24 protein-coding genes are annotated in these 25,710 nt (G+C 69.3%); 20 read left to right on the plus strand and 4 right to left on the minus strand.

Annotated features, from left to right (window positions below; translation table 11 throughout):
- The first annotated feature begins 1 nt into the window (after window position 1).
- Genes ABDJ40_RS12420 through ABDJ40_RS12440 form a run of 5 tightly spaced genes read left to right on the plus strand, consistent with a single transcriptional unit; the run spans window position 2 to window position 4,196 of the window.
- Window positions 2-295, plus strand: a complete 294-nt coding sequence (locus ABDJ40_RS12420) for a LapA family protein (protein ID WP_183104342.1) — start codon at window positions 2-4, stop codon at window positions 293-295.
- Complete coding sequence (gene lapB / locus ABDJ40_RS12425; protein ID WP_269632725.1) at window positions 285-1,433, plus strand: lipopolysaccharide assembly protein LapB; 1,149 nt, start codon at window positions 285-287, stop codon at window positions 1,431-1,433. Before ABDJ40_RS12420 ends, lapB begins: the two co-directional genes overlap by 11 nt.
- Window positions 1,433-2,179: a glycosyltransferase gene (locus ABDJ40_RS12430; RefSeq protein WP_347610096.1), complete on the plus strand. Its 747-nt coding sequence runs from the start codon at window positions 1,433-1,435 to the stop codon at window positions 2,177-2,179. Before lapB ends, ABDJ40_RS12430 begins: the two co-directional genes overlap by 1 nt.
- Window positions 2,176-3,159: a glycosyltransferase family 32 protein gene (locus ABDJ40_RS12435; RefSeq protein ID WP_347610098.1), complete on the plus strand. Its 984-nt coding sequence runs from the start codon at window positions 2,176-2,178 to the stop codon at window positions 3,157-3,159. The genes ABDJ40_RS12430 and ABDJ40_RS12435 overlap by 4 nt, the downstream gene beginning before the upstream one ends.
- Window positions 3,156-4,196 carry a glycosyltransferase family 2 protein gene (locus ABDJ40_RS12440; protein WP_347610100.1) on the plus strand — a complete coding sequence of 347 codons (1,041 nt, stop codon included), beginning with the start codon at window positions 3,156-3,158 and terminating at the stop codon, window positions 4,194-4,196. Before ABDJ40_RS12435 ends, ABDJ40_RS12440 begins: the two co-directional genes overlap by 4 nt.
- Window positions 4,197-4,211: 15 nt before the next feature.
- Here ABDJ40_RS12440 and ABDJ40_RS12445 read toward each other — a convergent pair whose 3' ends face one another.
- Window positions 4,212-5,354, minus strand: a complete 1,143-nt coding sequence (locus ABDJ40_RS12445; RefSeq protein WP_269632721.1) for a glycosyltransferase — start codon at window positions 5,352-5,354, stop codon at window positions 4,212-4,214.
- A 64-nt stretch (window positions 5,355-5,418) separates the two neighbouring features.
- Here ABDJ40_RS12445 and msbA point away from each other — a divergent pair, with 64 nt between their 5' ends.
- A complete protein-coding gene (gene msbA / locus ABDJ40_RS12450) occupies window positions 5,419-7,221 on the plus strand; it encodes a lipid A export permease/ATP-binding protein MsbA (protein ID WP_347610102.1) in 1,803 nt (600 codons plus the stop codon).
- Entirely contained in the window at window positions 7,193-7,582 is a 390-nt protein-coding gene (locus tag ABDJ40_RS12455) for a ComEA family DNA-binding protein (RefSeq protein WP_347610104.1), read from the plus strand. Before msbA ends, ABDJ40_RS12455 begins: the two co-directional genes overlap by 29 nt.
- Here the strand turns inward: ABDJ40_RS12455 and ABDJ40_RS12460 are convergent.
- Together ABDJ40_RS12460 and dnaE are read right to left on the minus strand one after the other, a co-directional pair.
- On the minus strand, window positions 7,554-8,831 hold the full coding sequence (locus ABDJ40_RS12460; protein WP_347610106.1) for a patatin-like phospholipase family protein: 1,278 nt from the start codon (window positions 8,829-8,831) through the stop codon (window positions 7,554-7,556). The genes ABDJ40_RS12455 and ABDJ40_RS12460 overlap by 29 nt on opposite strands.
- 225 nt (window positions 8,832-9,056) lie before the next feature.
- On the minus strand, window positions 9,057-12,566 hold the full coding sequence (dnaE, locus tag ABDJ40_RS12465; RefSeq protein WP_347610108.1) for a DNA polymerase III subunit alpha: 3,510 nt from the start codon (window positions 12,564-12,566) through the stop codon (window positions 9,057-9,059).
- A 180-nt stretch (window positions 12,567-12,746) separates the two neighbouring features.
- Here dnaE and ABDJ40_RS12470 point away from each other — a divergent pair, with 180 nt between their 5' ends.
- The 10 genes from ABDJ40_RS12470 to ABDJ40_RS12515 all read left to right on the plus strand — a co-directional run bounded on the left by ABDJ40_RS12470 (window position 12,747) and on the right by ABDJ40_RS12515 (window position 21,368).
- Window positions 12,747-13,121, plus strand: a complete 375-nt coding sequence (locus tag ABDJ40_RS12470; protein WP_347610110.1) for a VOC family protein — start codon at window positions 12,747-12,749, stop codon at window positions 13,119-13,121.
- A gap of 149 nt (window positions 13,122-13,270) precedes the next feature.
- Window positions 13,271-14,266 (plus strand): peptidylprolyl isomerase, encoded by a 996-nt coding sequence (locus ABDJ40_RS12475; RefSeq protein WP_347610112.1) that lies wholly within the window; start codon window positions 13,271-13,273, stop codon window positions 14,264-14,266.
- 8 nt (window positions 14,267-14,274) lie between these two features.
- Window positions 14,275-15,249 carry a hypothetical protein gene (locus ABDJ40_RS12480; RefSeq protein WP_347610114.1) on the plus strand — a complete coding sequence of 325 codons (975 nt, stop codon included), beginning with the start codon at window positions 14,275-14,277 and terminating at the stop codon, window positions 15,247-15,249.
- A gap of 49 nt (window positions 15,250-15,298) precedes the next feature.
- A complete protein-coding gene (locus ABDJ40_RS12485; protein ID WP_347610116.1) occupies window positions 15,299-16,072 on the plus strand; it encodes a sulfurtransferase in 774 nt (257 codons plus the stop codon).
- Window positions 16,073-16,076: 4 nt separating this feature from the next.
- The gene (locus tag ABDJ40_RS12490; RefSeq protein WP_347610118.1) at window positions 16,077-17,045 is read left to right on the plus strand and encodes an alpha/beta fold hydrolase; all 969 of its coding nucleotides are present in this window, start codon (window positions 16,077-16,079) and stop codon (window positions 17,043-17,045) included.
- Between the two features lie 72 nt (window positions 17,046-17,117).
- Window positions 17,118-17,909, plus strand: coding sequence for an ABC transporter substrate-binding protein (locus tag ABDJ40_RS12495; protein WP_347610120.1), 792 nt, complete (start codon window positions 17,118-17,120; stop codon window positions 17,907-17,909).
- Window positions 17,910-18,033: 124 nt separating this feature from the next.
- Window positions 18,034-18,726 carry an ABC transporter permease gene (locus ABDJ40_RS12500; protein ID WP_269632710.1) on the plus strand — a complete coding sequence of 231 codons (693 nt, stop codon included), beginning with the start codon at window positions 18,034-18,036 and terminating at the stop codon, window positions 18,724-18,726.
- 12 nt (window positions 18,727-18,738) lie between these two features.
- Entirely contained in the window at window positions 18,739-19,425 is a 687-nt protein-coding gene (locus tag ABDJ40_RS12505) for an ABC transporter permease (protein WP_347610123.1), read from the plus strand.
- A gap of 52 nt (window positions 19,426-19,477) precedes the next feature.
- Complete coding sequence (locus tag ABDJ40_RS12510; protein ID WP_347610125.1) at window positions 19,478-20,596, plus strand: succinylglutamate desuccinylase/aspartoacylase family protein; 1,119 nt, start codon at window positions 19,478-19,480, stop codon at window positions 20,594-20,596.
- 4 nt (window positions 20,597-20,600) lie between these two features.
- Entirely contained in the window at window positions 20,601-21,368 is a 768-nt protein-coding gene (locus ABDJ40_RS12515) for an ABC transporter ATP-binding protein (RefSeq protein ID WP_347610127.1), read from the plus strand.
- Between the two features lie 231 nt (window positions 21,369-21,599).
- Here the strand turns inward: ABDJ40_RS12515 and ABDJ40_RS12520 are convergent, their stop codons facing one another.
- Complete coding sequence (locus tag ABDJ40_RS12520) at window positions 21,600-21,851, minus strand: hypothetical protein (protein ID WP_347610129.1); 252 nt, start codon at window positions 21,849-21,851, stop codon at window positions 21,600-21,602.
- Window positions 21,852-22,070: 219 nt separating this feature from the next.
- Between ABDJ40_RS12520 and ABDJ40_RS12525 the strand changes: the two genes are divergently transcribed.
- From ABDJ40_RS12525 to ABDJ40_RS12535, 3 genes are read left to right on the plus strand one after another with little or no spacing between them, the layout of a single operon-like run.
- Complete coding sequence (locus tag ABDJ40_RS12525; RefSeq protein WP_347610131.1) at window positions 22,071-23,939, plus strand: S8 family peptidase; 1,869 nt, start codon at window positions 22,071-22,073, stop codon at window positions 23,937-23,939.
- Window positions 23,920-24,795 carry a hypothetical protein gene (locus ABDJ40_RS12530; protein ID WP_347610133.1) on the plus strand — a complete coding sequence of 292 codons (876 nt, stop codon included), beginning with the start codon at window positions 23,920-23,922 and terminating at the stop codon, window positions 24,793-24,795. Before ABDJ40_RS12525 ends, ABDJ40_RS12530 begins: the two co-directional genes overlap by 20 nt.
- On the plus strand, window positions 24,792-25,709 hold the full coding sequence (locus ABDJ40_RS12535) for an ATP-grasp domain-containing protein (RefSeq protein WP_347610135.1): 918 nt from the start codon (window positions 24,792-24,794) through the stop codon (window positions 25,707-25,709). The genes ABDJ40_RS12530 and ABDJ40_RS12535 overlap by 4 nt, the downstream gene beginning before the upstream one ends.
- Window position 25,710: the final 1 nt, after the last annotated feature.

A 25,710-nucleotide genomic window follows, 5' to 3' on the forward strand; every position in this document is an offset into this window, starting at 1 on the left:
GATGCGATTCATCGTCCGGCTCTTCTGGGCCTTCATCTTCTTCGCCCTGTTTTCCTTCGCGCTGAACAACAGCCAGGAGGTGGCCGTGCATTGGTTCTTCGGCCATGCCTGGCACTCGCCCCTGGTGATCGTGGTGCTGCTGAGCTTCGGCCTGGGCTGCGCCTTCGGCGTGCTGGCCATGGTGCCGGCCTGGTGGCGCCACCGCCGCGTGGCCACGCGCCAGATCGAGGCCCAGCAGAGCACCCTGGCAACACCTGACCCCCTGGCCAATCCGGGCGTGCACGATGGGCTTTGAACTCAGCGCCCTCCTCATTGCCCTGCCCCTGGTCTTCGCCCTTGGCTGGCTGGCCTCCAAGCTCGACTCCCGCCAGTGGAAACGCGAGCAGCGCGACGCGCCCAAGGCCTATTTCAAGGGCCTGAACCTGCTGCTCAACGAACAGCAGGACAAGGCCATCGACGCCTTCATCGAGGCGGTGCAGGCCGACCCTGACACCTCCGAGCTGCATTTCGCACTGGGCAACCTCTTCCGCCGTCGCGGCGAGTACGAGCGCGCGGTGCGCGTGCACCAGCACCTGCTGCAGCGCGGCGATCTGCCCAAGTCCGAGCGCGACCGCGCCCAGCACGCCCTGGCCCAGGACTTCTACAAGGCAGGCCTTTTCGATCGCGCAGAGGAAGCCTTTGCCGCGTTGCGTGGCACCCGCTTCGAGAGCGAGGCCGAGCTGGCCCTGCTGTCCCTCTACGAACGCTCCCGCGAGTGGCGCAAGGCGGCCGAGGTCGCCCGCCACCTCGAACAGGGCGGCACGGGCTCCTTTGCCTCGCGCATCGCCCACTATCTGTGCGAGCAGGCGCTGGAGGCCCAGGCACGGAACCAGGACGCCGAGGCCCAGGCCCTGCTGGCCGAGGCCCGCAAGGCCGCTCCGCAATCGGCCCGGGCCCATGTGCTGGCCGGCCAGCTGCTGAGCCGGCGCGAGCAGCCCGAGCAGGCCATGGCCGCCTATGCCGAGCTGCTGGCGGCCAATCCTGAGGCCTTCAATCTCGTGGCCCGCGACTACGCGCAGGCCGCCCTGCAGACCGGCAAGCAGGCCGAAGCCCAGCGCGCGCTGCAGGCCCAGTACGAGCGCCATCCCAGCATGCACCTGCTGCTGGCCCTGGCCCTGCTGGAACCCGAGGGCGAGGCCCAGCGCCGCCGCCTGCGCCAGCATCTGCAGGCCGAGCCGGCCCTCTCGGCCGCGCGCGCGCTGCTGGCGCAATCGCAGTCCCGCCTCAGCGAAGAGGAAGCCCCGCTCGTGGCCGCAGCCCTGGACAAGGCCGTGCGACCCCTGCAGCGCTACCGCTGCGCCGCCTGCGGCTTCGAAGCCCAGCACTATTTCTGGCAGTGCCCCGGTTGCCTCAACTGGGACACCTACCCGCCTCGCCACGTCGAGGAACTCTGATGAGCCCATCCCAAGCTGCGAGCGATCGCGTCATCCTCTGCATGAAGTGGGGCACCAAGTACGGCCCCGAGTACGTGAACCGGCTCTACGCCATGGTGGCCCGGCATCTGCGCGGACCGTTCAGGTTCGTATGCCTGACCGACCGCGTTGAAGGCATCCGCCCGGAAGTGCAGTGCCTGCCCATTCCCGAACTGAAGCTGCCGACGGGCATTCCCGAGCGCGGCTGGACCAAGCTCACCACCTTCGAGGCGGACCTCCACGGCCTGCAGGGCACGGCCCTCTTCCTGGACCTGGACGTGGTCATCGTCGACGACATCACGCCCTTCTTTGAGGTGCCCGGCGACTTCCTGATCATCCATGACTGGAAGCGACCCTGGCGCATCACCGGCAACTCCTCGGTCTACCGCTTCAGGCTCGGAGCCCACGCGGACGTGCTGGAGAGGTTCCGGCGCGAGCACGAGGCCATCCGTGCCCGCTTCCGTAACGAGCAGGCCTACCTTTCCGACGAGATCCACCAGCAGGGCAAGCTGCAGTACTGGGACGCCGCCTGGTGCGCCAGCTACAAGTACCACTGCATCCCGACCTGGCCCAGCAACTACTGGAAGCCGCCGCACATCCCCAAGGGTGCGCGCATCCTGATCTTCCACGGCGTGATGAACCCGCCCGACGCCCTGGCTGGCCGCAGCAACGGCAACTGGCGCAAGGCCAAGCCGGCCCCCTGGATCGCCGAGCACTGGCACGAATGAGCCTGCTCGCCTGGCTGCTCCTGCTGCCCCTGCTCCTTCTGGCGCTGCTGGCCTGGGAGCTGCTGCGGCTGTTGCGGGCCCAGGCGCCGGGGCAGGTCCGCAGCCTGCAGGTGGGCAGCGCTCCTGCCCGCTCCGGTCCAGGCATCCCGAAGGTGATCTGGAGCTACTGGAACAGCGAGGCCCTGCCCCCATTGATCCAGGCCTGCGCCGACAACTGGCGCCAGCAGGCGCCCGACCATGAGCTGCGCTTCCTGACGCCCGCCACCCTGCGCGCCTGGCTGCCCGAAGGCACGGACCTCGGCCTCATGCAGGGACTGCCCCCTTTCCGCCAGGCCGACTGGCTGCGCCTGCAGCTGCTTCAGGCCCACGGCGGGCTCTGGATCGACGCCTCCACCCTGCTGACGACCGGACTGGACTGGGTGCAGGCGCAGCAGGCCGCCGGCGGCGCCGAGTTCGTCGGCTTCTACATCGACCGCCTCAGCAAGCGCCCCGAGCTGCCCCTGGTCGAGAACTGGTTCATGGCGGCGGTTCCGGGCAGCCGCTTCATCGCGGACCTCAACGCCGAATTTGTCCGCGCCCTGACCATGGGCGAGGCCCGCTACCTGCAGGCCCTGCGTGATGCAGGCCGTTTCGATCGTGTGATCCAGGCCATCGACCCCAGCCTGCACGAGTACCTGATCATGCATGTGGCCGCCTCCTCCCTGCTGGACGCCGACGCCGGCCGCTACCGCCTCGCCCTGCAGCGCGCCGAGGACAGCGCCTTCGCGCTGCAGCAGGCCGTGGGCTGGCGCAAGCGCCACCTCTACGCCAAGCTGGCCCTGTGCCCCTGCCCGGCGCGTGTGCCGGCCCTGCTCAAGTTGCGGGGCAATGACCGCCGCGTGCTGGAGCAGCAGCTGCAGAAACGGCCGGCACGGCGTGACAGCCTGCTGGACCGTTACCTGCCCACCCTGCGCCCTGCGCAGCCCTCGGACCGCGCATGAGCCACGCCTCCTCGCATGACGTCGCGCGCGACAGCGCCGCCCGGCCCTGGCTGAGCCTGCTCATCCCCGTCTACAACGTCGAGCCCTGGCTGGAGGCCTGCCTGGCCTCCGTTTTCGCCCAGGACGGCCTGGACGGTGTGGAGGTGCTGGCCGTGGACGACTGCGCCACGGACGGCTCGCCCGCGGTGCTCGCGGCCTGGTCGGCGCGGCATCCCGGCCCTCTGCGCGTGATCCGCCACGAGCGCAATGCCGGCATCAGCGCCACGCGCAACACCCTGGTCGAGGCCAGCCGCGGAACCTACCTCTGGTTCCTGGATGCGGACGACGTGCTGATGCCCGGCGCCATCGCCTCGCTGAAGCAGCAGATCCAGGCCCAGCAGCCCGATCTGGTGCTGTGCGACTTCGCCTATCTCCGTGAACGGGAGAAGCTCAAGCACCGCTTGCGGGGCGAGCGGCATGTGCGCAGCTTCGACGGCCCGCCGTCGCAAGTGCTGAGCGACCGCGGCCTGCTGATGCAGGGCCTGTTGCTGCCGGGCTATCTGCATTGCTGGAGCCGCATCTCCAGGCGCTCGCTGTGGGACGAGGGCCTGCGCTTCCCCGTCGGGCGCTACTACGAAGACATGGCCGTGGTGCCCGCCCTGGCCCTGCGTGCCCGCTCCTGGCTGCATGTGCCCGAGGTCTGGATCGGCTACCGCCAGCGGCCTGGCTCCATCCTCGCCACGGGCGACACGCGCAAGTACGAGCACATGATGCAGGCGCTGGCCGGCCTGGGGCAGCACTGGGCGGAGGCGTCCCGGGTGGACCCGCGCATCGCCTTCGCGGCCGCGCACTTCGCTGCGCGCTCCTTCATCGGCGCCTGCCGGCATGTGAGCAAGGTCGGCGACCGCGACCGCCTGCCCGGCTTTCTGGAGGTCTTCACGGCGGCATCGCCCCTGGGCGCCAGCGCGCTGCTGGGGGCCTACGTGAGGCGAGGCTGGTGGTGGCGCGCGCTGCGCCTGAGGCACTGGCTGGGCCAGTGCCGGGCAGCCGGGCGCTGAGCTCTCAGGACGGGATCAGATCGAGGCCAGCAATGCCTGGTAGCGCAGACGCATCAGGTCCAGGCCATGCGCCTGCAAGGCCTGCTTGCGTGCCGCCTGGGAGAGCTGCTGACCGAGACCGGGCTCGCTGAACACGCGCTCCAGCGCCAGGGCCAGGGAGGCCGGATCGGATTCCGGCACCAGCAGGCCGGTGCGGCCGTGCTCGATCACGCCCTCCACGCCGGGCACGTCGGAAGCAATGCAGGCGCAGCCCGCGGCCATGGCCTCGACCAGGGCCAGCGGCATGCCTTCCCAGTGCGTGGAAAGCACGAACACGGCGGAGTTCATCAGCAGCTTGGGCATCTCGGCATGGTGGCCCAGGAACTGCACCTGCTTCTGCAGGCCCAGGCGGTGCACCTCGGCCTCGCAGTCCTTGCGATAGCCGTCCTTGCCCGCACCGGCCAGCAGCAACGGCAGCTTGAGCCCGCGCTGGTTGAGGATGGCCAGCGCGCGGATCAGCGTCTTCTGGTCCTTCTGGCGAGCGAAGCGGGCCGACATGACGATGCAGGCCGGACGCTCGGCAAAGCCGAGGATGCGGTTCTCGGGAAACTTGGAGAGGTCGATGCCATTGGGGATGGCGAAGCTGCGGTCCTCTGGAAAGCCCAGCTCGACCAGGCGCCGCCGCACCCCCTCGGACACGCCAATGAAGCGCGCCGTGTGCTTGGCCAGCCAGCGTGACTGCATCAGGCGCCAGCGGCTGTAGCGCTCACGGGTGTTGTGCTCCACATGCACGAGGGTCGGCACGCCCGCCAGCCAGCCGGCCAGGCGGCCCCAGATGTGATCGCTGAAGCCGTGGGCCACAAGCACATCCGGTTTCATCTGCTTGCAAAGTCGATAAAGCGACCACACCGTCAGCAGATGGGACCAGCCCGGCACCACGTGTACATCGATCCCGCGGTCCTGCAGGTTCTGCAGTCGCTGGGGGTCGGTGTTGCGCTTGCGGCGCAGGACCAGCACGGCGCGCATGCCGCTGCCAGGGGCCTTGGCGGCATTGCACAAGTCGACCGCGACCTGGGTCGCACCGGAGAAGCCGCCGGTCACGAAGTGCATCACCACCTGCTCCTGGATGGGCAGTGAACGGGTGAAGGGCTTGGATGGGGAGGAGGAAGCATCCGACATGCGAACAGTATAGGCAGGGGCGTCAAGCGGAATCGATCGGTATTCGCAGCGACAATGCAAGCACATGCAAGCAAGCCCGCCTTCCGACCCCCAACCCCAGTCCCTGGATGTGCCCACCCAGGACGCCCAGGCCCTGCCGGCGGCCACGACGCCGGGCCTGCGCCAGACGGCCCGCCGCCTGCTCCCCTTCTTCTGGCCCCAGCGCTGGGGCCTGGCCCTGACCATGGTGGCCTACCTTGGAGCGGCCGCCACCGAACCCCTGATCCCGGCCCTGATCCAGAAGATCTTCGGCGACGGTTTCCATGCCGACGCCTTCGCCGTGTGGTGGGTGCCCGTGGTGTTGGTGGGCCTGTTCGTGCTGCGGGGCATCTTCAGCTTTCTGGGCCAGTACCTGCTCAACTGGACCAGCTCACGCACCGTGATGCGCCTGCGCCTGGCCCTGGTGGACGCCCTGCTGCAGGCCGACGCCGCCGTCTACACCAGCCTGCAGCCCGGCGTGGCCGTCTCCAAGGTGGTCAATGACCCGCAGCAGATCATGGAGCGCCTGTCCACCAGCGTGATCACGCTGCTGCGCGATGGCCTGCCGGCCCTGGCCATGCTGGGCTATCTCTTCTTCCTGAACTGGCAGCTGACCCTGCTGTCCATGGTGACCACGCCGGTGATGGGCTTTGTGGTGAGCAAGGTCAGCAAGCGGGTGCGCGCCATGGGCAGCGCCGCCTATGACGCGCAGCTGGGCCTGGTCGCCAAGGTGGAGGACGTCAGCCGTGCCTGGCGCGTGGTGCGCAGCTTCGACGCCGCCGAGCACGAGCGCCGACGCTTCGAGCAGCTGGCCCGCGAGGCCCAGCGTGCGGCGCTCAAGACGGCCGCGGCCAATGCCTCCGCCCAGCCGCTGTCGCAGTTCGTGGCCAGCATCGGGCTCTCGGCCATCGTCAGCCTGGCCCTGCTGCAGGCGCGCGGCGCGCACACGGGCGTCGGCGAGTTCAGTGCCTTCATCACCGCCCTGCTGCTGCTGACCTCGCGCCTGCGCCATCTCACCGAGGTCAGCCAGCCCATCATCAACGGTCTGGTGGTGGCCCAGGGCTGCCTGCAGCTGCTGGACACGCCGCGCGAGCAGGACAGCGGCAGCGCCACCTTCGAGCACTGCCAGGGCGATTTGCAGCTGGAGGGTGTCACCCTGCGCTATCCCAATGCCGACAGGCCGGCCCTGGACGCGCTGCAGCTCCACATCCCCAGCGGCCGGACCACTGCGCTGGTGGGCTCCTCCGGCGCGGGCAAGAGCTCGGTGATCCAGCTGCTGCTGGGCTTCGCCCGGCCACAGGCAGGCCGGATCCTGCTGGACGGCGGGGACATTGCCGACCACACCCGCGCCAGCCTGCGTCGCCAGTTCGCGGTGGTCTCGCAGGACATCGTGCTCTTCGACGGCAGCATCGCCGACAACATCGCCTATGCACAGCAGCGCGACGATGCGCGCCTGGAGCAGGTGCTGCGCGCCGCGCATCTGTGGGACTTCGTCCACCAGCAGCCCCTGGGTCTGGACAGCCCCGTGGGCGCCAACGGCAGCCTGCTCTCGGGCGGCCAGCGCCAGCGTCTGGCCATCGCCCGCGCCCTGTACAAGGAAGCGCCGGTCTGGGTCTTCGACGAGGCCACCTCGGCCCTGGACACCGAAAGCGAGCGCGCCGTGCAGCAGGCCCTGGAGCAGTGGCAGGGCAAGAAGACGCTGATCGTGATCGCCCACCGCCTGTCCACCGTCCGGCATGCCGACTGCATCCATGTGATGAGCCAGGGGCGGGTGATCGAGAGCGGCACGCACGAGACCCTGCTGGCCCTGGAAGGCGTCTATGCCGGCATGGTGCGAGCCCAGCATTGAGCCTTCTGGGGGCCTGCGGCGGCGGCGCTTCCTCGGCGCAGCCGCAGCCCTGGGCCTGGCCGGCTCATCGGCCCTGGGGCAAGACCTGACCCCGCACACCCCGCCGCCGCTGGAGCTGAACATGGCCAGCCGCGCGGAGCTGGAGTCCCTGCCCGGGCTCGGACCTTCCCTCGTCGGCCTGATGCTGGCCGCACGCCAGCAGGCACCCTTCCAGGACGGGCAAGACCTGGCACGAAGGGTCAAGGGCATGGGCCCGAAGATGAGGGCACGGCTGTCAGCGGCGGGCCTGCGCATCAACGGGCAGCCGCTGGACGCCGCGCCCGCGGGCGGGCTCAGGCCGGCGTCGTCACCGGAGGCTTGACGGGCGCATCGCGTTCGCCGCGGCGCTGCCGGGCGGGATCGGGCCGGCTGGCCTGCGCCGGCCAGTTGAAGAAGCGCAGCACATCGCCCCGGCGCGCCAGGGTGTCCGCCATGCCCAGGTTGATCAGGTCCATGGTGAAGGAGGGCTCGAAGAGCAGGTAGCTGGTCAGTGCCGAGCCGGTCGCGCCCTTGCCCTCGCCGGACACCCCCACGCTTCGCAGCATGGCGCGGATGGGCGGCGGCAGGCTGCCCTGGTGCTCGGCGGCCAGGTCGTCCAGGCGGCGGCTGGGCGCGATCACCAGCACGTCGATGGGTCGCAGGGGCGTGCCTTCACGTGCGGCCGGCGGCAGCAGGGACAGGGTCTTGTTGATGCGCTGCAGCCGCTCGACATCCACCGCCAGGGCGTCCAGGAAGATGTTGGACAGCGCGTGCCCCGCGATCTGTGCCATGGACGGATGCCCCTCCACCAGCGTCACCCGCCGGCCCGGCGGCTCGTGCATGCGACCGGCACCGATGACCAGCACGCGCTCCGCCCCCAGGTGCACGGCCGGCGAGACCGGCGCGCTCTGGCGCATGGAGCCGTCGCCGAACCATTCCAGCTGGCCGTCGAGCTCCAGCTGCTGGGCGGGGAAGATGAAGGGGATGGCCGAGGACGCCAGCAGGTGCTCGATGCCCAGCTGTGCCCGCACGGCAATGCGCTGCGAGCGCAGCCAGGGCTCATAGGGCTTGTGGGTCTGGTAGAAGGTGACGTGCTGGCCCGAGGTATAGCTGGAGCCGCTGATGGCCAGGGCTTCGAGGTGCTCGCTGTCCAGCATGGCCTCCAGACGGTCGAAGCGGATCCAGCGCTGCAGCAGGTGGGACAGCGGGTCGTTGTCCAGCAGGCTGCGCGGCTTGGAGCGGCGCCAGCGCGCGAGGGCCCAGCCCAGGCTCATCATGGTCATCCAGCGCGCGCCGGTGCGGATCACACCCAGCGAGTCGGCCGCGTAGACCTGCTCCACATGGATGTTGCGCCAGATGTGCATGAGGCCATCGACGGCAGCATCGAACTCATCGGCCTGGCAGGCCAGCGTGGCCGCATTGATGGCACCGGCCGAGGTGCCGGCGATCACGGGAAAGGGATTGGGGCCCTGCACGCCCGCATCGCGCCGCAGCTGGGCGATGGCGGCCAGCACACCGACCTGGTAGGCCGCACGCGCGCCGCCTCCGGTGAGGATGAGGCCGGTGCGTGGCGTGTGGGCGGTCGCGCTCAAGGCATGGTCTCCGCGCTGCGGGTCTGCGAAAGAGGCAGCGGGGGCTGGCGTCCGTGAAAGGCGGCCCGCGCCCGCTGGGCCGATCATCGCAGCATGCCGGCCCTTCCCTGCGGAAAAGGATAGCGCGAAATCCCCCTAGTCCTGGGGGAGGTGACGACACCGGTCGAAACAGCAACGGTGCGGCGTATCAGGCACGTCGCAGCCACGGTCGTGCCGGTTCGGCACTCACTCGTAGCTGATCTGCACCGGCTCGCCCTTGGGGCCGGCGAACTTCGCCAGGGCCTCGTCGCAGGGCCAGAACTTGGCGGCGTCGCCCAGTTCGAGCTCGGCCACGGCGCCCTCGCGCTTGAGGCTCAGGCGCAGGCCCAGGCCGTGGGTGAGCGTGCCCTGCTCAGTCTCGACCACCTTCGGGGGCCAGGTCTTGACCACCTCCTGCACCGGCGGCACCGTGCCGTTGACCGCCAGGCGCAGGAACTTGCCGAAGCGGGCGCGCGCGCCGGCCAGGTCCCAGACGGCCTGGATATTCATGCGCAGGCCGCCGGAGAAGCGGTCGTTCTGGACCTTGCCGGAGACGATGATCAGCTCGTCGTCCGCCAGGATGCCCTTGGCGCTGTTGATCAGTTCCTCATTGGCCACGGACTCAATGACGTCGGTCTTGTCGTCCAGCTTGAAGATGGCCACCTTGCCCCGGTTGCCATTGATGATGCGCATGTCGGACACGATGCCCGCCACCAGCACCGGCTCGCGGCTGTCCGTGAGGTCGGCGATGCGCCGGCGCACCATGCGGCGCACTTCCTCGCCGGACTGGTCGAAGAGATGGCCTGAGAGGTAGTAGCCGATGGCCGTCTTCTCGAGGCTCAGCTTCTCCTTGATGCTCCAGGGCGCCACGCTGACCAGATCGGGCTCGGCGGTCGAGGAGCCATGGGTGTCGTCGAAGTCGAAGAGGCCGCCCTGGTCGGCGTTGGCGGCCAGGTTCTCGGCATAGGTGTAGCCCAGGGCCACGCTGGCCAGCAGGCGGGCGCGATCGGCCTCCAGGGTGTCGAAGGCGCCCGCCTTGATCAGGGCCTCCACCACGCGCTTGTTGACGGCCTTGCGGTCCACGCGGGCGCAGAAGTCGAAGAAGCTCTTGAAGGGGCCGCCCTCCTTGCGGGCGCGCAGGATGGCCTCGATGGCGCCCTGCCCCGTGCCCTTGACGGCACCCAGGCCGTAGTTGACGAGCTTGTCGTGGATGGGCTCGAAGCGATAGACGCCGCGGTTGACGCAAGGTGGCTGGAACTCGATGCCGAACAGCTTCGCGTCCTCCAGCAGGACCTTGAGCTTGTCCGTGTCGTCCATTTCGATGGTCATGTTCGCGGCGAAGAACTCCGCCGTGAAATGCACCTTCAGCCAGCCCGTGTGATAGGCCAGCAGGGAGTAGGCGGCCGCGTGCGACTTGTTGAAGCCGTAGCCCGCGAACTTCTCCATCAGGTCGAAGACCTCGTCGGCCTTGGCCTGGTCGATGCCCTTCTCCGCCGCGCCCTTTCGGAACAGGTCGCGGTGCATGGCCATCTCTTCGGCCTTCTTCTTGCCCATGGCCCGGCGCAGCATGTCGGCGCCGCCGAGGCTGTAGCCACCCAGCACCTGGGCCGTCTGCATCACCTGCTCCTGGTAGACCATGATGCCGTAGGTCTCGGCCAGCACGGGCTCGGTCAGGGGGTGCGGGTACTCCACCGTCTCCTTGCCGTGCTTGCGCGCGACGAAGGTCGGGATCAGGTCCATGGGGCCCGGGCGGTACAGCGCGTTCAGGGCGATGAGGTCTTCCAGGCGCGAGGGCTTGGCGTCGCGCAGCATGCCCTGCATGCCGCGGGATTCGAACTGGAACACCGATTCCGTCAGGCCGTCCGAGAAGAGCTTGTAGACCTTCTTGTCGTCCAGGGGGATGTTCTCGAAGGCGAAGTCCTTCTGGCCCGGATGGCGGGCCACGATGAAGTCCTTGGCCAGCTCGAGGATGGTCAGCGTCGCAAGACCCAGGAAGTCGAACTTCACCAGGCCGATGGCCTCGACGTCGTCCTTGTCGTACATGCTCACCGCGCTCGTGGAGCCCGGCTGCTGGTACATGGGGCAGAAGTCGGTGATCTTGCCCGGGGCGATCAGCACGCCCCCGGCGTGCATGCCGATGTTGCGCACCATGCCTTCGACCCGCGCCGCCAGCTTCAGCAGCTCGGCCACTTCCTCTTCCTGCTTCTCGCGTTCCTCGATCTCCGGGGCCTCATGGCGGGCGTAGATGACCTTGGCCTTGTCCGGGTCGAAATCCGGCGGCAGCTTGGCCAGGGTCACGGTCTTGCCCGGGGGCGCGGGGATCAGCTTGGCGATGGAGTCCACATGGCCGAAGCCCATGCCCAGCACGCGGCCGATGTCGCGCAGCGCGGCCTTGGCCGCCATGGTGCCGAAGGTGGCGATCTGGCTCACCGCGGGGCGGCCGTACTTGTCCTTGACGTACTCGATGACGCGGTCGCGGTTGCCCTGGCAGAAGTCGATGTCGAAGTCGGGCATCGACACCCGCTCGGGGTTCAGGAAACGCTCGAACAGCAGGTTGTACTGCAGGGGGTCGAGGTCGGTGATCAGCAGCACGTAGGCGACCAGCGAGCCGGCACCCGAGCCCCGGCCCGGGCCCACGGGGCAGCCGTTCTGCTTGGCCCAGCGGATGAAGTCACCCACGATGAGGAAGTAGCCCGGGAAGCCCATCTTGATGATGGTCTCCAGCTCGAACTCCAGGCGCTCCACATAGCGGGGGCGCTGGGCCTCGCGCTTGGCCTCGTCGGGGTAGAGCTGCTTCAGGCGCGCGTCCAGGCCCTCGTAGCTGAGCTCCCGGAAGTAGCGGTCCATGGCCATGGGCTGGCCGTCGTCCAGGATGGGCGTGGGAAAGTTGGGCAGCTGCGGCTTGCCCAGCACCAGCGACAGGCTGCAACGCCGGGCGATCTCGACGGTGTTGGCCAGGGCCGAGGGAATGTCAGCGAAGAGCGCCTCCATGTCCTCCTGCGGCCGGAAGAACTGCCCCGGCAGGAAGCGCTTGACCCGCTTGGGATTGGCCAGGGTCTCGCCATCGGCGATGCAGACGCGGGCCTCGTGGGCGTCGTAGTCCTCCTCGGTCAGGAACTGCACCGGGTGGGTGGCCACCACCGGCAGGCCCAGCTCCGCCGCCAGCGGCACGGTGGCCGCGACGACGGCCTCCTGGCCCGGCAAGCCGGCACGCTGCAGCTCCAGGTAGAAGCGGTTCGGGTAGATGGCGGCCAGCTTGCCCGCCCAGTCGCGCGCCCGCGCCTGGTCACCGATCAGCAAGGCCTGGCCGATGGCGCCCATCTGCGCACCCGAGAGGCAGATCAGCCCCTCGTTGAGCTCCTGCATCCACTCCAGCTTCAGGCAAGCCTGGGTGCGCTGAACGCCCTGGATCCAGGCCCGTGACAGCAGCTCGGACAGGTTCAGGTAGCCCTGCTTGTTCTGCACCAGCAGCAGCAGGCGGTGCGGCGGCTTGTCGGCCACCTCGGCCTCCACCCAGCAGTCGGCGCCCAGGATGGGCTTGACGCCCTTCTTGCGGCAGGCGTTGTAGTGCTTGACCGCGCCGAACATGTTGGCGAGGTCGGTGACGGCCAGCGCCACCTGGCCGTCCTTGGCGGCAGCGGCGGCGGCATCGTCGATCAGCAGGGTGCCGTCGACGACGGAGAACTCGGTGTGGGTGCGCAGGTGAACAAAAGCCATGCCGGATTGTAGAGACGGGCGCGGCTCGCCCAAGCTTGCCCGGCACAGCCGACAGCCGCCGAGCCTACTGACATATCCTGTCAACAACCGCACCTAGCATGGGCCCAGCTCCAACGAGGGAGCCTTTTTGCAACCGGCAATGCCCTCATACGGGAACGCGCCACATCCAGGGAGAAACCCATGAACCTCAGTCCCAGCCTCCAGATCCTTTTCGTGGACCAGCCTGCCCGCAGCGCTGCCTTCTACAGCGAGCACTTCGGCGCCCGGGTGCTGGAGTCCTCCCCTACCTTCGCGATGCTGGCGCTGGGTGACAGCGCTCGCCTGGGTCTGTGGTCCCGCCATACGGCCGAGCCCAGCCCGACGGCGGCCGGCGGCGGCACCGAACTGGCCTTCGCCCAGCCCGATCGCGGCACCGTGGACAGCCTGCACGCACGCTGGAGCGCGGCCGGCATCCCCATGGCCCAGGCGCCCGTGGCCCTGGACTTCGGCTACACCTTCGTCGCCACGGATCCTGACGGCCACCGCCTGCGCATCTTCCATCCCGAAGGCAACTGAGTGCGCTGCCGGGCGCGCTGCCGGGTGCGGTGCGGGGTAGTCGGGCGCTGAGCGCCCGACCGGGCGGGACTCAGGGAACATTCGGGGACGCCACCTCGGGCTGCCTGCCGTATGCTGCCCCGCCAACCCTGCTGACGCCGAGATTCCTCATGCAAGAACGCCGCCAAGATCGCCCGTCCCCCCCCTGCTCCCTGGTCCTGGCGCTCGGCGCCTGCGCCGGTCTGCTGAGCGCCTCGCTGGCCAGCGCCCAGTCGGCCGCGCCAGCCTCCGCGGCTGCCCAGCCTGCGGCCAGGCCGGCCGGCCCGGCGCCCGGCAAGAAACCCTCCAGCGCGGACGTCCTGGCCGCCGCCAAACCCTCCGACTGGCGTGCCGTGAACCCCGAGCAGGCCCTCCAGATGGAGCTGCCCAGCGGCATGGTCATCATCGAGCTGGCCAGCAGCTTCGCGCCGGCCCATGCGGCCAACATCGTCAAGCTGACCCGCGCGGGCTACTTCGACGGCCTGGCCGTCATCCGCTCCCAGGAAAACTACGTGACCCAATGGGGCGACGCCGAAGAAGATGAGGCCAAGGCCCGCAAGAAGCCGGACACCCTGGGCAAGGCCCCGGCGGAGTTCTCCCGTCCGCTGAAGGGACTGAAGCTCACCCCGCTGCCCGAACGCGACACCTGGGCGGCCAAGGTCGGCTTCGTGGATGGCTGGCCTGTCGCCGTCGATCCCCAGAAGGGCCGCGCCTGGCTCGCCCACTGCAACAGCATCGTGGGCGCCGCCCGCGGCAACGAGCCCGACTCCAGCGACGGCAGCGGCCTCTACGCCATCATTGGCCACGCCCCGCGCGCCCTGGACCTCAACATCACCACCGTGGGCCGTGTGCTGCAGGGCATGGAGAAGCTCAGCAGCCTGCCCCGCGGCACCGGCGCCCTGGGCTTCTACGAGAAGGCCGAGGAACGCACCCCCATCACCCGCGTCCGCGTGCTGGCCGACATTCCCGAAGCCGAGCGCCCGCGCCTGGAGGTGCTGCGCACCGACACCGCCACCTGGCAGGCCTGGCTCAACAGCCGGCGCTTCCGCGGCGGCGGCTGGTTCGTTCATGAGCCGGCCAAGGTGGAGCTGTGCAGTGCGCTGCCCCCGGTTCGCAGCGCTCCCTGAGACGCCCCATGGATCGTCGACAGGCCCTGGGGCTCCTGGCGGCCGGGGCAGCGCCTCTGGCCGGCGCCGCGCAAGACCTGACCCCAGCGCGCCCCCTGCCCTTCCGGCTTCGCAGCCGCTTCTGGATGAACCTCCACCACACGCTGGCGGAGGCCTTCCAGCCGCGCAGCCAGCGCGGCGAATGGCGCCAGCCCCAGGGCTGGTCAGCCCAGGAGACGCGGGACTGGCTGGAAGCGCTGCAGGCCTACCGCCACGCCTTTGCCGAGCAGGACCTGCTCGACGACGATCGCTTCCAGGCCCTGCGCCTGGCCCTGCTGGGCCTCGGTGACTCGCAGCCCCTCCCTGCGATGGACGCCGCGCTGCGGCCCCTGGCTCAGGCCCTGAGCCAGGCTGCCGCCCCGTACCGCCGGCAGCTCTGGCCGGCCCATGACGCGGCCAACCAGGCGTGGATGCAGGAGGCCCGCACGCGCCTGGCCAGCTGGGGCCCGGCGCTGCGCGAGCGGCTCGAGGCCGTGCTCCAGCCCGCCCTGCCCGAGCTGATCCTGGTCGACCTCGTACCCCTCAGCGGCGACCGACGCGGCGCCTACACGGACGGCCAGCCGCCGCACACCGTCATGCCCAGCCTGCGCGAGGACTACCAGGGTGACGCGGCGCTGGAAATGCTCTTCCACGAAGCCAGTCACACCGGCATGGACGACCGCCTTCGCGAGGACATCGAGGCCCTGCTCGCCCCACGCGGCCTGCAGGACCGCAAGCAGCTGTGGCACGCCGTCCAGTTCTACACGGTGGGCCATGTGACGCAGCGCCTGCTGTCGGTGTCCGGCCGGGACTACCTCCCCTACGCCCAGCGCCGTGGCGTGTTCGGGCGGGGCTGGGCCTTTGCGGTCGAGCCGCTGGACGCCCACTGGCAGCCCTTTCTGGAGGGCCGGCGTCCACGTGCCCAGGCCCTGGCCGGCCTGGTCGCGGCCTGCTACCCGGCTTGATGCTGGACAGCGCAGGGCGAGGAGCTGCCGCGGCCTAGAATCCGGCGCCATGTCGTCTCCCGCGCCCGTCCTCAACATCTCCTGCTATCTTTTCGTCGGCCTGCCCGATGCCGCCGAACTGCGCGAGCGCCTGCATGCCGAGGCCCTGGCCCGCGGGCTCAAAGGCACGGTGCTTCTGGCCGAGGAAGGCATCAACCTCTTCCTGGCCGGCTCAGCCGAAGGCGTGCGCGGCTGGGTGGCGCTGTTGAAGGCCGACCCACGCTTCGCCGAGCTGGCGCCCAAGGAAAGCTGGAGCGCGTCCGTGCCCTTTCGCAAGCTGCTGGTCAAGGTGAAGCCCGAGATCATCCGCATGAACATGCCCGCGATCCGGCCCGACCAGCTGCCGCGCGCCCCGGCCCTGCCAGCCACCACCCTGCGCCGCTGGCTGGACCAGGGCCATGACGACGACGGCCGCCCGGTCGTGACCCTGGACACCCGCAATGCCTTCGAGGTGGACTACGGCACCTTCGACGGTGCCATCGACTGGCGCATCCACAAGTTCACCGAGTTCCCCGCCGCCCTCGCCGCCCACAAGGACGAGCTGATGGGCAAGACCGTGGTGAGCTTCTGCACCGGCGGCATCCGCTGCGAGAAGGCTGCCATCGTGCTCCAGCAGCAGGGCCTGGACGGCCCCGTCTACCAGCTCGAGGGCGGCATCCTCAAGTACTTCGAGGAGACCGACGGCGCCCACTACCACGGCAGCTGCTTCGTCTTCGACCAGCGCGAGGCCCTGGACGCCGGGCTGGCCCCCTCCTCCGAACTCAAGCCGGCAGGCAAGGCCTGACCCCATGAAGACCCTGGGCGCCTGGCTGCTGCGTGGACTGGGGCTGTTGATCGTGGTGCTGGCGCTGGGGGCCGCGGCTTTCAAGGCGCCGGAGCGGCCGCTGGAGTCGCTCGTCGCACGCTGGGCCCCGCCGCCCTCCGATTTCATCGAGCTGCCCTGGCAGGGCCGGCGCCAGCTGGTGCACCTGCGCGACGAAGGGCCGCGCGGCACCGAGACGCCCCTCGTGCTGCTGCATGGCACCTCCGCCAGCCTGCATACCTGGGAGCCCTGGGTGAAGGTGCTGAGCCGGCAGCGGCGCGTCGTCACCCTGGACCTCCCCGGCTTCGGCCTCACCGGCCCCAGCGTGCTGGGGGACTACCACGACGCCAGCTATGTCGACTTCCTCCACGCCCTGCTGACCCATCTGAAGCTGGATCGCGTGGTCCTGGGCGGCAACTCCCTGGGCGGGCAGATCGCCTGGGAATACGCGGCCCAGCATGGCGAGCACGTCCAGGCCCTGGTGCTGGTGGATGCGGGCGGGCTGGAGTTCCAGTCCGAATCGGTGCCCCTGGCCTTCCGCGTGGCGCGCCTGCCGGGCCTGCGCAGCCTGGCCTCGCAGCTGCTGCCGCGCCAGATGGTGGAGCGCAGCGTGCGCAACGTCTTCGGCGATCCGACCCAGGTCAGTGACGCCCTGGTCGACCGCTACTTCGAGCTCACCCTGCGCGAGGGCAACCGTGCAGCCCTGGTGCAACGATTTGCGCAATTGGAGCCCGGGCGTTATGCGAACATGCTCCCCCAGATCCGGCAGCCGACACTCATCCTCTGGGGCGGGCGCGACCGTCTGATCCCGCTGGCCTATGGCCGGCAGCTGAAACAAAGCATTGCAAATAGCAGGCTGGTGGTCTTTGATACCCTGGGGCATGTGCCGCAGGAGGAAGACCCGCAGCAGACGCTTGGGCCGGTGCAGGACTTCCTGCACTCGCTCAAACCCTGATGCGAGCGCCGGCTGCGGCCATGCAAGATCGAGTTTTTCCAACCCAGTCTCGCAAGACGAGCAGGAGACCCCATGAAGAAACGCCATCTGATCGCACTGGCCGCCATGGCCACCCTGGGCTTCAGCGCCATCAGCGCCTCGGCCCAGGCCCCCGATTGGAAGAAGATCCGCATCGGCGTCGAAGGCGCCTACCCTCCGTTCTCGGAAGTCGGTGCTGACGGCAAGCTCAAGGGCTTCGAGATCGACCTGGCCCTGGCCATGTGCGCCGAGATGAAGGCCGAATGCACCCTGGTGCAGCAGGACTTCGACGGCCTCATCCCCGCCCTGCAGGCCAAGAAGATCGACGCCATCATTGCCTCCATGTCCATCACGGACGAGCGCAAGAAGGCCATCGCCTTCTCCAACCCCTACTACAACACCCCGGCCCGCTTCGCCGGCAAGGCTGAAGCCAAGTTCGACTTCACCCCGGCCGGGCTGAAGGGCAAGAAGATCGGTGTGCAGCGCGCCACCATTCACGAGAAGTTCGTCGCCGAGACCTTCAAGCAGAGCAATATCGTGCGCTACGCCACCCAGGACCAGGCCTTCCTGGACCTGAAGTCGGGCCGCATCGACCTGACCATCGCCGACCTCGTGGCCGTGGACCAGGGCTTCCTGAAGACGCCGGCCGGCAAGGGCTTCGCCTTCCAGGGCCCCAGCTATGACGACGTCAAGTACTTCGGCATCGGCTCCGGCGTGGGCATGCGCAAGGCCGACGAAAAGGCCCTGGCCAAGAAGTTCAACGACGCCATTGCCGCCGTCAAGGCCAACGGCACCTTCAAGAAGCTGAACGACAAGTACTTCGAGTACGACATCTCGGCCAAGTAAGGCCGCCAGGGGCCCCGCCCCCGCAGGTCCGGAAGCGCTGATAATGCGCCCGGACCTCGATTCAAGGAGGCGCCCGCCGTGATCCGGGGGCGCCTCGGTTTTTCTATCTGCAGCAGTTCCAGCGATGTTCTTGCACGGTTTCCTGCCCAGCCTGCTCCAAGGCTCGGTGATCACGCTCAGCGTGGCCCTCGCCTCCATGGCCCTGGCCATGGTGCTGGGCCTGCTCGGGGCCATGGCCAAGCTGTCCCGCTGGCGTTGGGCCAAGACCCTGGCCTATGTCTACACCACGCTGATCCGCGGCGTGCCGGACCTGGTCCTGATGCTGCTGATCTTCTTCGGCGGCCAGGTGGCGGTGAACTCGATCGCCCAGTCTCTCGGGCATGACGAGTACATCGACATCGACCCCTACGTCGCCGGCGTGCTGACCATCGGCTTCATCTTCGGCGCCTACCTCACTGAAGCCTTCCGCGGCGCCTTCCTGGCCGTGCCCCCGGGGCAGCGCGAGGCGGGCCTGGCCTACGGCATGTCGCCCGCGCAGATCGCCTGGCGCATCACTTTCCCGCAGATGTTCCGCCATGTGCTGCCGGGGCTGTCCAACAACTGGCTGGTGCTGATCAAGAGCACGGCCATCGTCTCCGTGATCGGCCTGCATGACCTGATGACCCGCGGCTCGCAGGCGGCGGGCACCACGCGCGAGCCCTTTGTGTTCTATGCCGCGGTGGCGGTGATCTACCTGGGCTTCACCACGCTCTCCGAGCTGCTGTTCAACTGGCTGCAGAAGCGCCTGTCGATCGGCGTGCGCCAGAGCCATTTCTGAGCGGAGCGCGCCATGAATTTCGAAGCCATCCAAGAGAACTTACCCCATTACCTCGAGGGCGCCTGGGTCACGCTGCAGCTGCTGGCCATCTCCCTGGCCCTGGGCCTGAGCGCTGCCATCCCGCTGGCCGTGCTGCGGGTGAGTCGCAGGAAGTGGATCTCCGGCCCGATCTGGTTCTACACCTACATCTTCCGCGGCACGCCCATGCTGGTGCAGCTCTTCCTCATCTACTACGGCCTGGGCCAGTTCGAGTGGATGCAGCTGAGCTGGGCCTGGGAGTACTTCAGCTCGGCCTGGTTCTGCGCCTGCCTCAGCTTCGTGCTGAACACCTGCGCCTACACGGTGGAGATCATCGCGGGCGCCATCCGCGCCCTGCCTCACGGCGAGGTCGAGGCCGCACGCGCCCTGGGCATGAGCCCCTGGGTGATGTTCCGCCGCATCGTGCTGCCCTCGGCCCTGCGCCGCGCCCTGCCCGCCTACAGCAACGAGGCCATCTTCATGCTGCACGGCACCTCGCTGGCCAGCATCGTGACGCTGATGGACCTCACCGGCGTGGCCCGTGAAGTGAACTCGACCCACTACATCCCCTTCGAGGCCTTCATCACCGCCGCCGTCTTCTACTTCCTGATGACGCTCACCCTGGTCGGCCTCTTCCACAAGGCCGAGGCCCGCTGGCTCAAGCCGCTGATGCCGCGCTGACCCGCGCCGACAGGCGGGTGCGCCACGGGCGTGCCCCGCTGGAGTCCTCACCATGCAGATCCAGACCCATTCCCTTCTCTCCCCCGCCCCGGGCACGCAGCGCGAGCTGGTCTCGCTGCACTACGGCCAGCCTGGCCAGGGCCCCAAGGTCTACATCCAGGCCTCCCTGCATGCCGACGAGCTGCCGGGCATGCTCACCGCCTGGCACCTGCGCCGCCAGCTCGATGCGCTCGACGCCGCCGGCCAGATCTCGGGCGAGATCGTGCTCGTGCCCATGGCCAACCCGATCGGGCTCGCGCAGTGGCTGCTGCAGGGCCATCTCGGGCGCTTCGAGCTGCTCTCGGGCGAGAACTTCAACCGCCACTACCCCGACCAGATCGAGGCCGCGGCCCGCGCCGCAGAGCCCGAGCTGGGCGCGGATCCGGCCCGCAACGTTGCCGTGCTGCGCCGCGAGCTGAAGAAGGCCGTGCTGGCCCAGCCCGTGGACACCGAGCTGCAGAGCCTGCGCCGCACGCTGATGGGCCTGTCCTGCGATGCCGACGTGGTGCTGGACCTGCACTGCGACGCGCAGGCCGTGCTGCACCTCTACTGCGAGACCCCCGCGGCGGACCTGTGCGATCCCCTCGCCCGCTTCCTCGGCTCGCGCGTCACCCTGCTGGCCACGGACTCCGGCGACAACCCCTTCGACGAAGCCTGCTCGCAGGTGTGGTGGAAGTGGCAGCGCCACTTCGGCGACCGTTTCCCCATCCCGCAGGCCTGCCTCTCGGTCACGGTGGAGCTGCGCGGCCAGCAGGACGTGGAACACGCGCTGGCCGAGCAGGACGCCGCCAACATCCTCGACTACCTGCGCTGGCGTGGCGCCCTGGCCGGCGAGGCCAAACCCGTGCCGCCGGCACAGGGCGACGCCCGCCCGCTGGCCGGCTCCATGCCCATCAAGTCGCCCGTGGGTGGCGTGCTGACCTTTCTGCGGCAGCCGGGCGAGGAGGTCCGCGAGGGCGAGGTGCTCGCCCATGTGATCGACCCCGTGACTGCCCGGCTGACCGAGCTCAAGAGCCCGGTGGACGGTCTTCTCTTTGCGCGGGACAACCTGCGCTTCGTCACTGCGGGCGCACGCGTCGCCAAGGTGGCCGGATTGAATGCATTGCGCAGCGGCAAGCTGCTGGGAGCCTGACGAGATGAGTGCCAGCCTGAAAGTCGAGAACCTGCACAAGCGCTACGGCGAGCGCGAGGTGCTCAAGGGCGTTTCGCTGACGGCCAACAAGGGCGACGTGATCACCCTGATCGGCTCCAGCGGCTCCGGCAAGAGCACCTTCCTGCGCTGCCTCAACCTGCTGGAGCAGCCCTACGAAGGCCAGCTGTGGCTGCACGATGAACAGCTCAAATTGGTCCGGGACCGCGACGGCAGCCTCAAGGCCGCCGATGCCAAGCAGCTGCAGCACTGGCGCTCGCGCCTGGCCATGGTGTTCCAGAACTTCAACCTCTGGGCCCACCGAACCGTGATCGAGAACGTCATCGAGGCTCCCGTGCACGTGCTGGGCGTGTCCAAGGCCGAGGCCCTGGAGAAGGCCGAGGCCCTGCTGGCCCGCGTGGGCGTGGCGCATCGCAAGGACGTCTACCCGGCCCAGCTTTCGGGCGGCGAGCAGCAGCGCGTGGCCATCGCCCGCGCGCTGGCCGTCGAGCCCGAGGTGATGCTCTTCGACGAACCCACCTCGGCGCTGGACCCCGAGCTGGTGGGCGAGGTGCTCAAGGTGATGCGCGACCTGGCCGCCGAAGGCCGCACCATGATCGTCGTCACCCACGAGATGGGCTTCGCCCGCGAGGTCTCCAACTACACCCTGTTCCTGCACCAGGGCCGGGTGGAAGAGCAGGGGCATCCGAAGGAGATCCTGATCAAGCCTCAGTGCGAGCGGCTCAAGGCTTTCCTCAGTGGTGGACTGAAGTAGCCCCCCCTACCGGCTTCGCCGGCCTTGCAGGCCGCGCCAGGCCAGAGGCCTGGCCCTTCGGTAGGCACAAACGCCAAGGCGTTCGTGTCCGACCTCAGCCCCCCAGGGGGGCGAGCGCGTAGGACCGGCGGAGCCGGATCCTCGCGCTCCGCTGGGGGCAAAACGGGACCTTGGGCGGGTCCCGTTTTGCGTTTCGGGGCAGGGCTGACAAGACCTGACCCTCTGCTGCGCTCAGCCGGGTGGCTCGCCCTCGGGCTTGCGGTAGGCACCGTCGACGCCCGGGGCCTGCTGGAGGCGCCGGAGGGCGGCGTCGAGCTGGGCGGCGTCTGGATGGCTGAGGGTGTACCAGCCTTGAAGCGTGGGATCGGTGCTGCCGGGATGCATGGGCCGGGCGTCGAGGCCCAGTTGCTTCAGCAGGGGCTGCAGGGGCGCAAAGGGGGCGCCGGGCTGCAGCAGAAGGACGGCTTGTGCCGGTGTGTCCATGCAGGTCTCCTGACTCGTTGATGGCGCAGCATGCGGCGCTCCCCCCCCCTGAACGAGCCCCCTAGCCTTTGGGGCCTCACCCCTTGAATGGCGGGCCTATGCCTTAGGGATTCGAAGCATTGGCGTCCTCAAGCTTGGGGACTGAGGGGACTTGAGAGCGACTTCGCCGCTTTCGACACTGAGCCTAAGCCGGCGCCTGCCGGTCCACAAGGAGGCTCAATGAAAGACACCTATTCCGCCCCCGAGATCATCGTGGTGGCCAAGACTTCCGCCGCACTGCGCTCGCCCAAGGGCATGCCCACGGTCAGCGCCGGCCCCGGCGCCAAGGTCAGCGGGCTCAACAGCCTGCTCAAGAGCGGCAAGATCACCCTGGAGCCGCTGTTTGGCGACAACGAGGCGGCTGTCCGCTCCGTGATGAGCGAGCCCATGATGAAGCATGCGGGAGGCGAGACGCCCGACCCCGGCAGCTACTACGTGGTCAGCGGCGAGGTGAAGAACCCCAAGAAGCTGATCGCCGACCTGCTCAACGAGGAGGCCATCGAAGGCGCCTACCTCAAGCCTGGTGGCGAGCCGCCGGTGTACCGCGAGGAAGGCGAGGCCAACGGCATGCCCGCCCCGACCGACAGCGCCCCGGCCCCCACGCCCGACTTCAACGCCCGCCAGATCTACCTCGACGCCGCCCCCGCCGGCATCGACGCCCGCTTCGCCTGGACCAAGCCCGGCGGCCGCGGCGACGGCGGCCGCGTGATCGACCTGGAATGGGGCTGGAACTTCAGCCACGAAGACCTGCTGGCCAACTCCGGCGGTCTGCTGGACGGCACGAACTCGGCCAACAACCACCACGGCACCGCCGTGCTGGGCGAGATCGGCGGGGACCACAACGGCCTGGGCATCATGGGCATCGCCCCGAATGCCAAGCTCTCCACCATCTCCTTCGTGACCAACCCTTCCGCCGCGGCCATCCGCAAGGCGGCCGACCGCCTGGGCCCGGGCGACATCATCCTGCTGGAGATCCACCGCGCCGGCCCGCGCCACAATTTCCAGGCCCGCGACGACCAGCTGGGCTACATCGGCATCGAGTGGTGGCCTGATGACTTCGCCGCCATCCTCTACGCCACCGCCAAGGGCATCCTCGTGGTGGAAGCCGCGGGCAACGGCGCCGAGAACCTGGACGACGCGCTCTACAGCGTGCGCCCGGCCGGCTTCCCGCAGAGCTGGCGCAATCCCTTCAACCGCAACAATCCGCAGTGCGGCGCCATCCTGGTCGGGGCCGGCGCACCGCCGCCGGGCACGCATGGCCGCAACCACGGTGCGGACCGTTCGCGCCTGGGCTTCTCCAACTATGGCTCGGCCGTGGACTGCCAGGGCTGGGGCCGCGAGGTGACGAGCACCGGCTACGGCGACCTGCAGAACAACAGCAGCAACACCCAGTACACCGACACCTTCTCCGGCACTTCCAGCGCCTCGCCCATCGTGGTCGGTGCCCTGGGCTGCGTGCAGGGCTGGCTGCGTGCCGCCGGCAAGCCACTGATGACGCCCGCCAGCGCCCGCCAGATGCTGCGCAACACCGGCTCACCCCAGCAGGACGAGCCCGGCCGCCCGGTCAGCCAGCGCATCGGCAAGCGGCCCAATCTGCGCGAAATCTACGGCAAGCTCTTCCCCAAGCCCATCCTCAAGGAGACGCTCAAGGAGATCAAGGACAAGGACCTGAAGGAGAAGGACCTCAAGGACCACATCAAGGATGTCAAGGAGAAGGAAAAGGAGAAAGACAAGGACAAGGACATCAAGGACTTCAAGGAAAAGGACCTGAAGGAGCTCAAGGAGAAGGACGTCAAGGAGCTCGAGAAGCCGATCAAGGAAAAGGACAAGGAGAAGGACGTCTTCGAGGGCGGCATCGGCGGCGGCGTCATCCGCACGCCGGCGGAAGCGGCCAGCAGCGAGGCACGCCTGGCGGCGCTCGAGGCCACCGTGCAGAGCCTGGCCCAGATGCTGCAGCTCCAGGGCCTGGGAGGCCAGGAGCACTTCATTCCCGAAGCGCTGCGGCCCCTGGTCGGTGGGGGATCGGACGATGGCAGCCAGGGCCAGTGAGCCGGGAGCCGTTCGCGAGGGCGGCTCTGCCGAAGGCCCGCTGTGGCTGCTGCTGCACGAGCTGGACGACGCCAGCGCAGAGCCCCTGCGGCGCTGCCTGGCACCGGCCGCCCGGGCGCAAGGCGGCGAGCTGCTGAGCCTGCCCGCCCCGGCGCTGCTGCAGGCCAGGCACTGGTCCCTGCGCATGGACAGCGCAGGCCGGACCCGGTCTGCGCTGCAGCTGGGCCCGCACCGCATCGAGGGCCATCGCCTGCGGGCGGTGCTGAACCGCCTGGGCCCGCCCCGGCTGGCCGGCACCCACGCGGACGCGGCCTACCAGCAGCAGGAATGGCAGGCCATCCTGTCATTCTGGCTGGCCAGCCTGCCCTGCCCCGTGCTCAATCCTGCGCATCCCACGGGGCTCTGCGGGCCGCAGGGCTCGCCCAGTTGGTGGCGCCTGCAGGCCAGCCATGCCGGGCTGCCGGCCTGGCCGGAGACCTCGTCCCCGCCCCCAGGGCGCGAGGGGCGCCGCCTGTTGGTGCTGGGCTCGCACTGCCTGCCGGATGTGCAGGCGCGTGCGGCCATGGAGCCTGCCCTGCGCTACTGGACCTCGGCCCTGCCCGCCTTTGCCGCCCGGCTGGACCTGGCCCTGCTGGAAGTCTGGCTCTGCAGGGACGGCGCCGGCCGCTGGGTGCTGGACCGTGCCGACCCGCGACCCGAACTGCGCCAGCTGGATGCCGACCTCGTGGCCGCCCTGCTGGCCTGCCTGGGCCTGGGCCCGGACCGGCGGGGTCAGGTCTTGCCTCGCACCGCCGCCGGCAGCGACGCCTGGCGGCTGCTTCCCCCCACCTTGCCAGCAGAGGAGCTGCACCCATGAGCCAGGCCCCCGTACTGATCATCGGCAGCGACAGCCCCTGCGAACTGCTGGTCCAGTCCCTTCGCCACCAGGGCGTCCAGCCCCTGTGGCTGCGGCCCGAGACTGAGGCGCTGCAGCTGCCTCGCCATGCCCTGGCTGGTGGACGTCTCACGGGCAGCTTTGCCCACGGAGGCCGGTCCCAGGCGCTCGAGGCCGTCCAGGGGATCTACCTGCGTCCCTTCGGCCGACCGGGGAGCGGCTCGCAGGCCTCGGCCCTGCAGCAGCAGCTGTGGTGCCAGGCCTGGGCAGAGCTGGGCGAGCTCTTCCCGGGCACGGTGGTCAACCGCGTGTCGGCCATGGGGTCGAACGCCTCCAAGCCCTACCAGCTGCGCCTGCTCGCCGGGCTGGGCTTTGCCGTGCCGCCCAGCCTCGTGAGCAACGACCCGGCAGAGGTGCTGGCCTTCGAGGCCGAGCAGGGGCCCCTGATCTACAAGTCCGCCAGCGGCGTGCGCTCCATCGTGCGGGAGCTGGACGACGAGGCCCGCTCCCGCCTGGACCGCCTGCGCCATTGCCCCGCCCTGTTCCAGAAGCGCTTGCGGGGCAGCAATGTGCGGGTGCATGTGGTGGGGCAGGAGGTCCATGCCACCGAGATCGACGCGGACGTGGTGGACTACCGCTATGCCTCGCGCCAGGGCGGCGACGCCCACCTGCGGCCCACCACCCTGGAGCCTCGCACGCGCGAGCGCTGCCTGCGCGCCTCGCAGGTCCTGGGGCTGCCCTTCGTGGGCCTGGACCTGATGCTGGCGGACGACGGCCTCACCTACTGCTTCGAGGCCAATCCCAGCCCGGGCTACAGCTTCTTCGAGGACGCGACCGGCCAGGACATCTCCGGCTCGCTGGCCCGGCTGCTGCGGGGGGCCGAGCCGCTGCACTGAG

It is taken from the genome of Roseateles flavus (genome assembly GCF_039872765.1).
Lineage (GTDB): Bacteria > Pseudomonadota > Gammaproteobacteria > Burkholderiales > Burkholderiaceae_C > Roseateles_B > Roseateles_B flavus.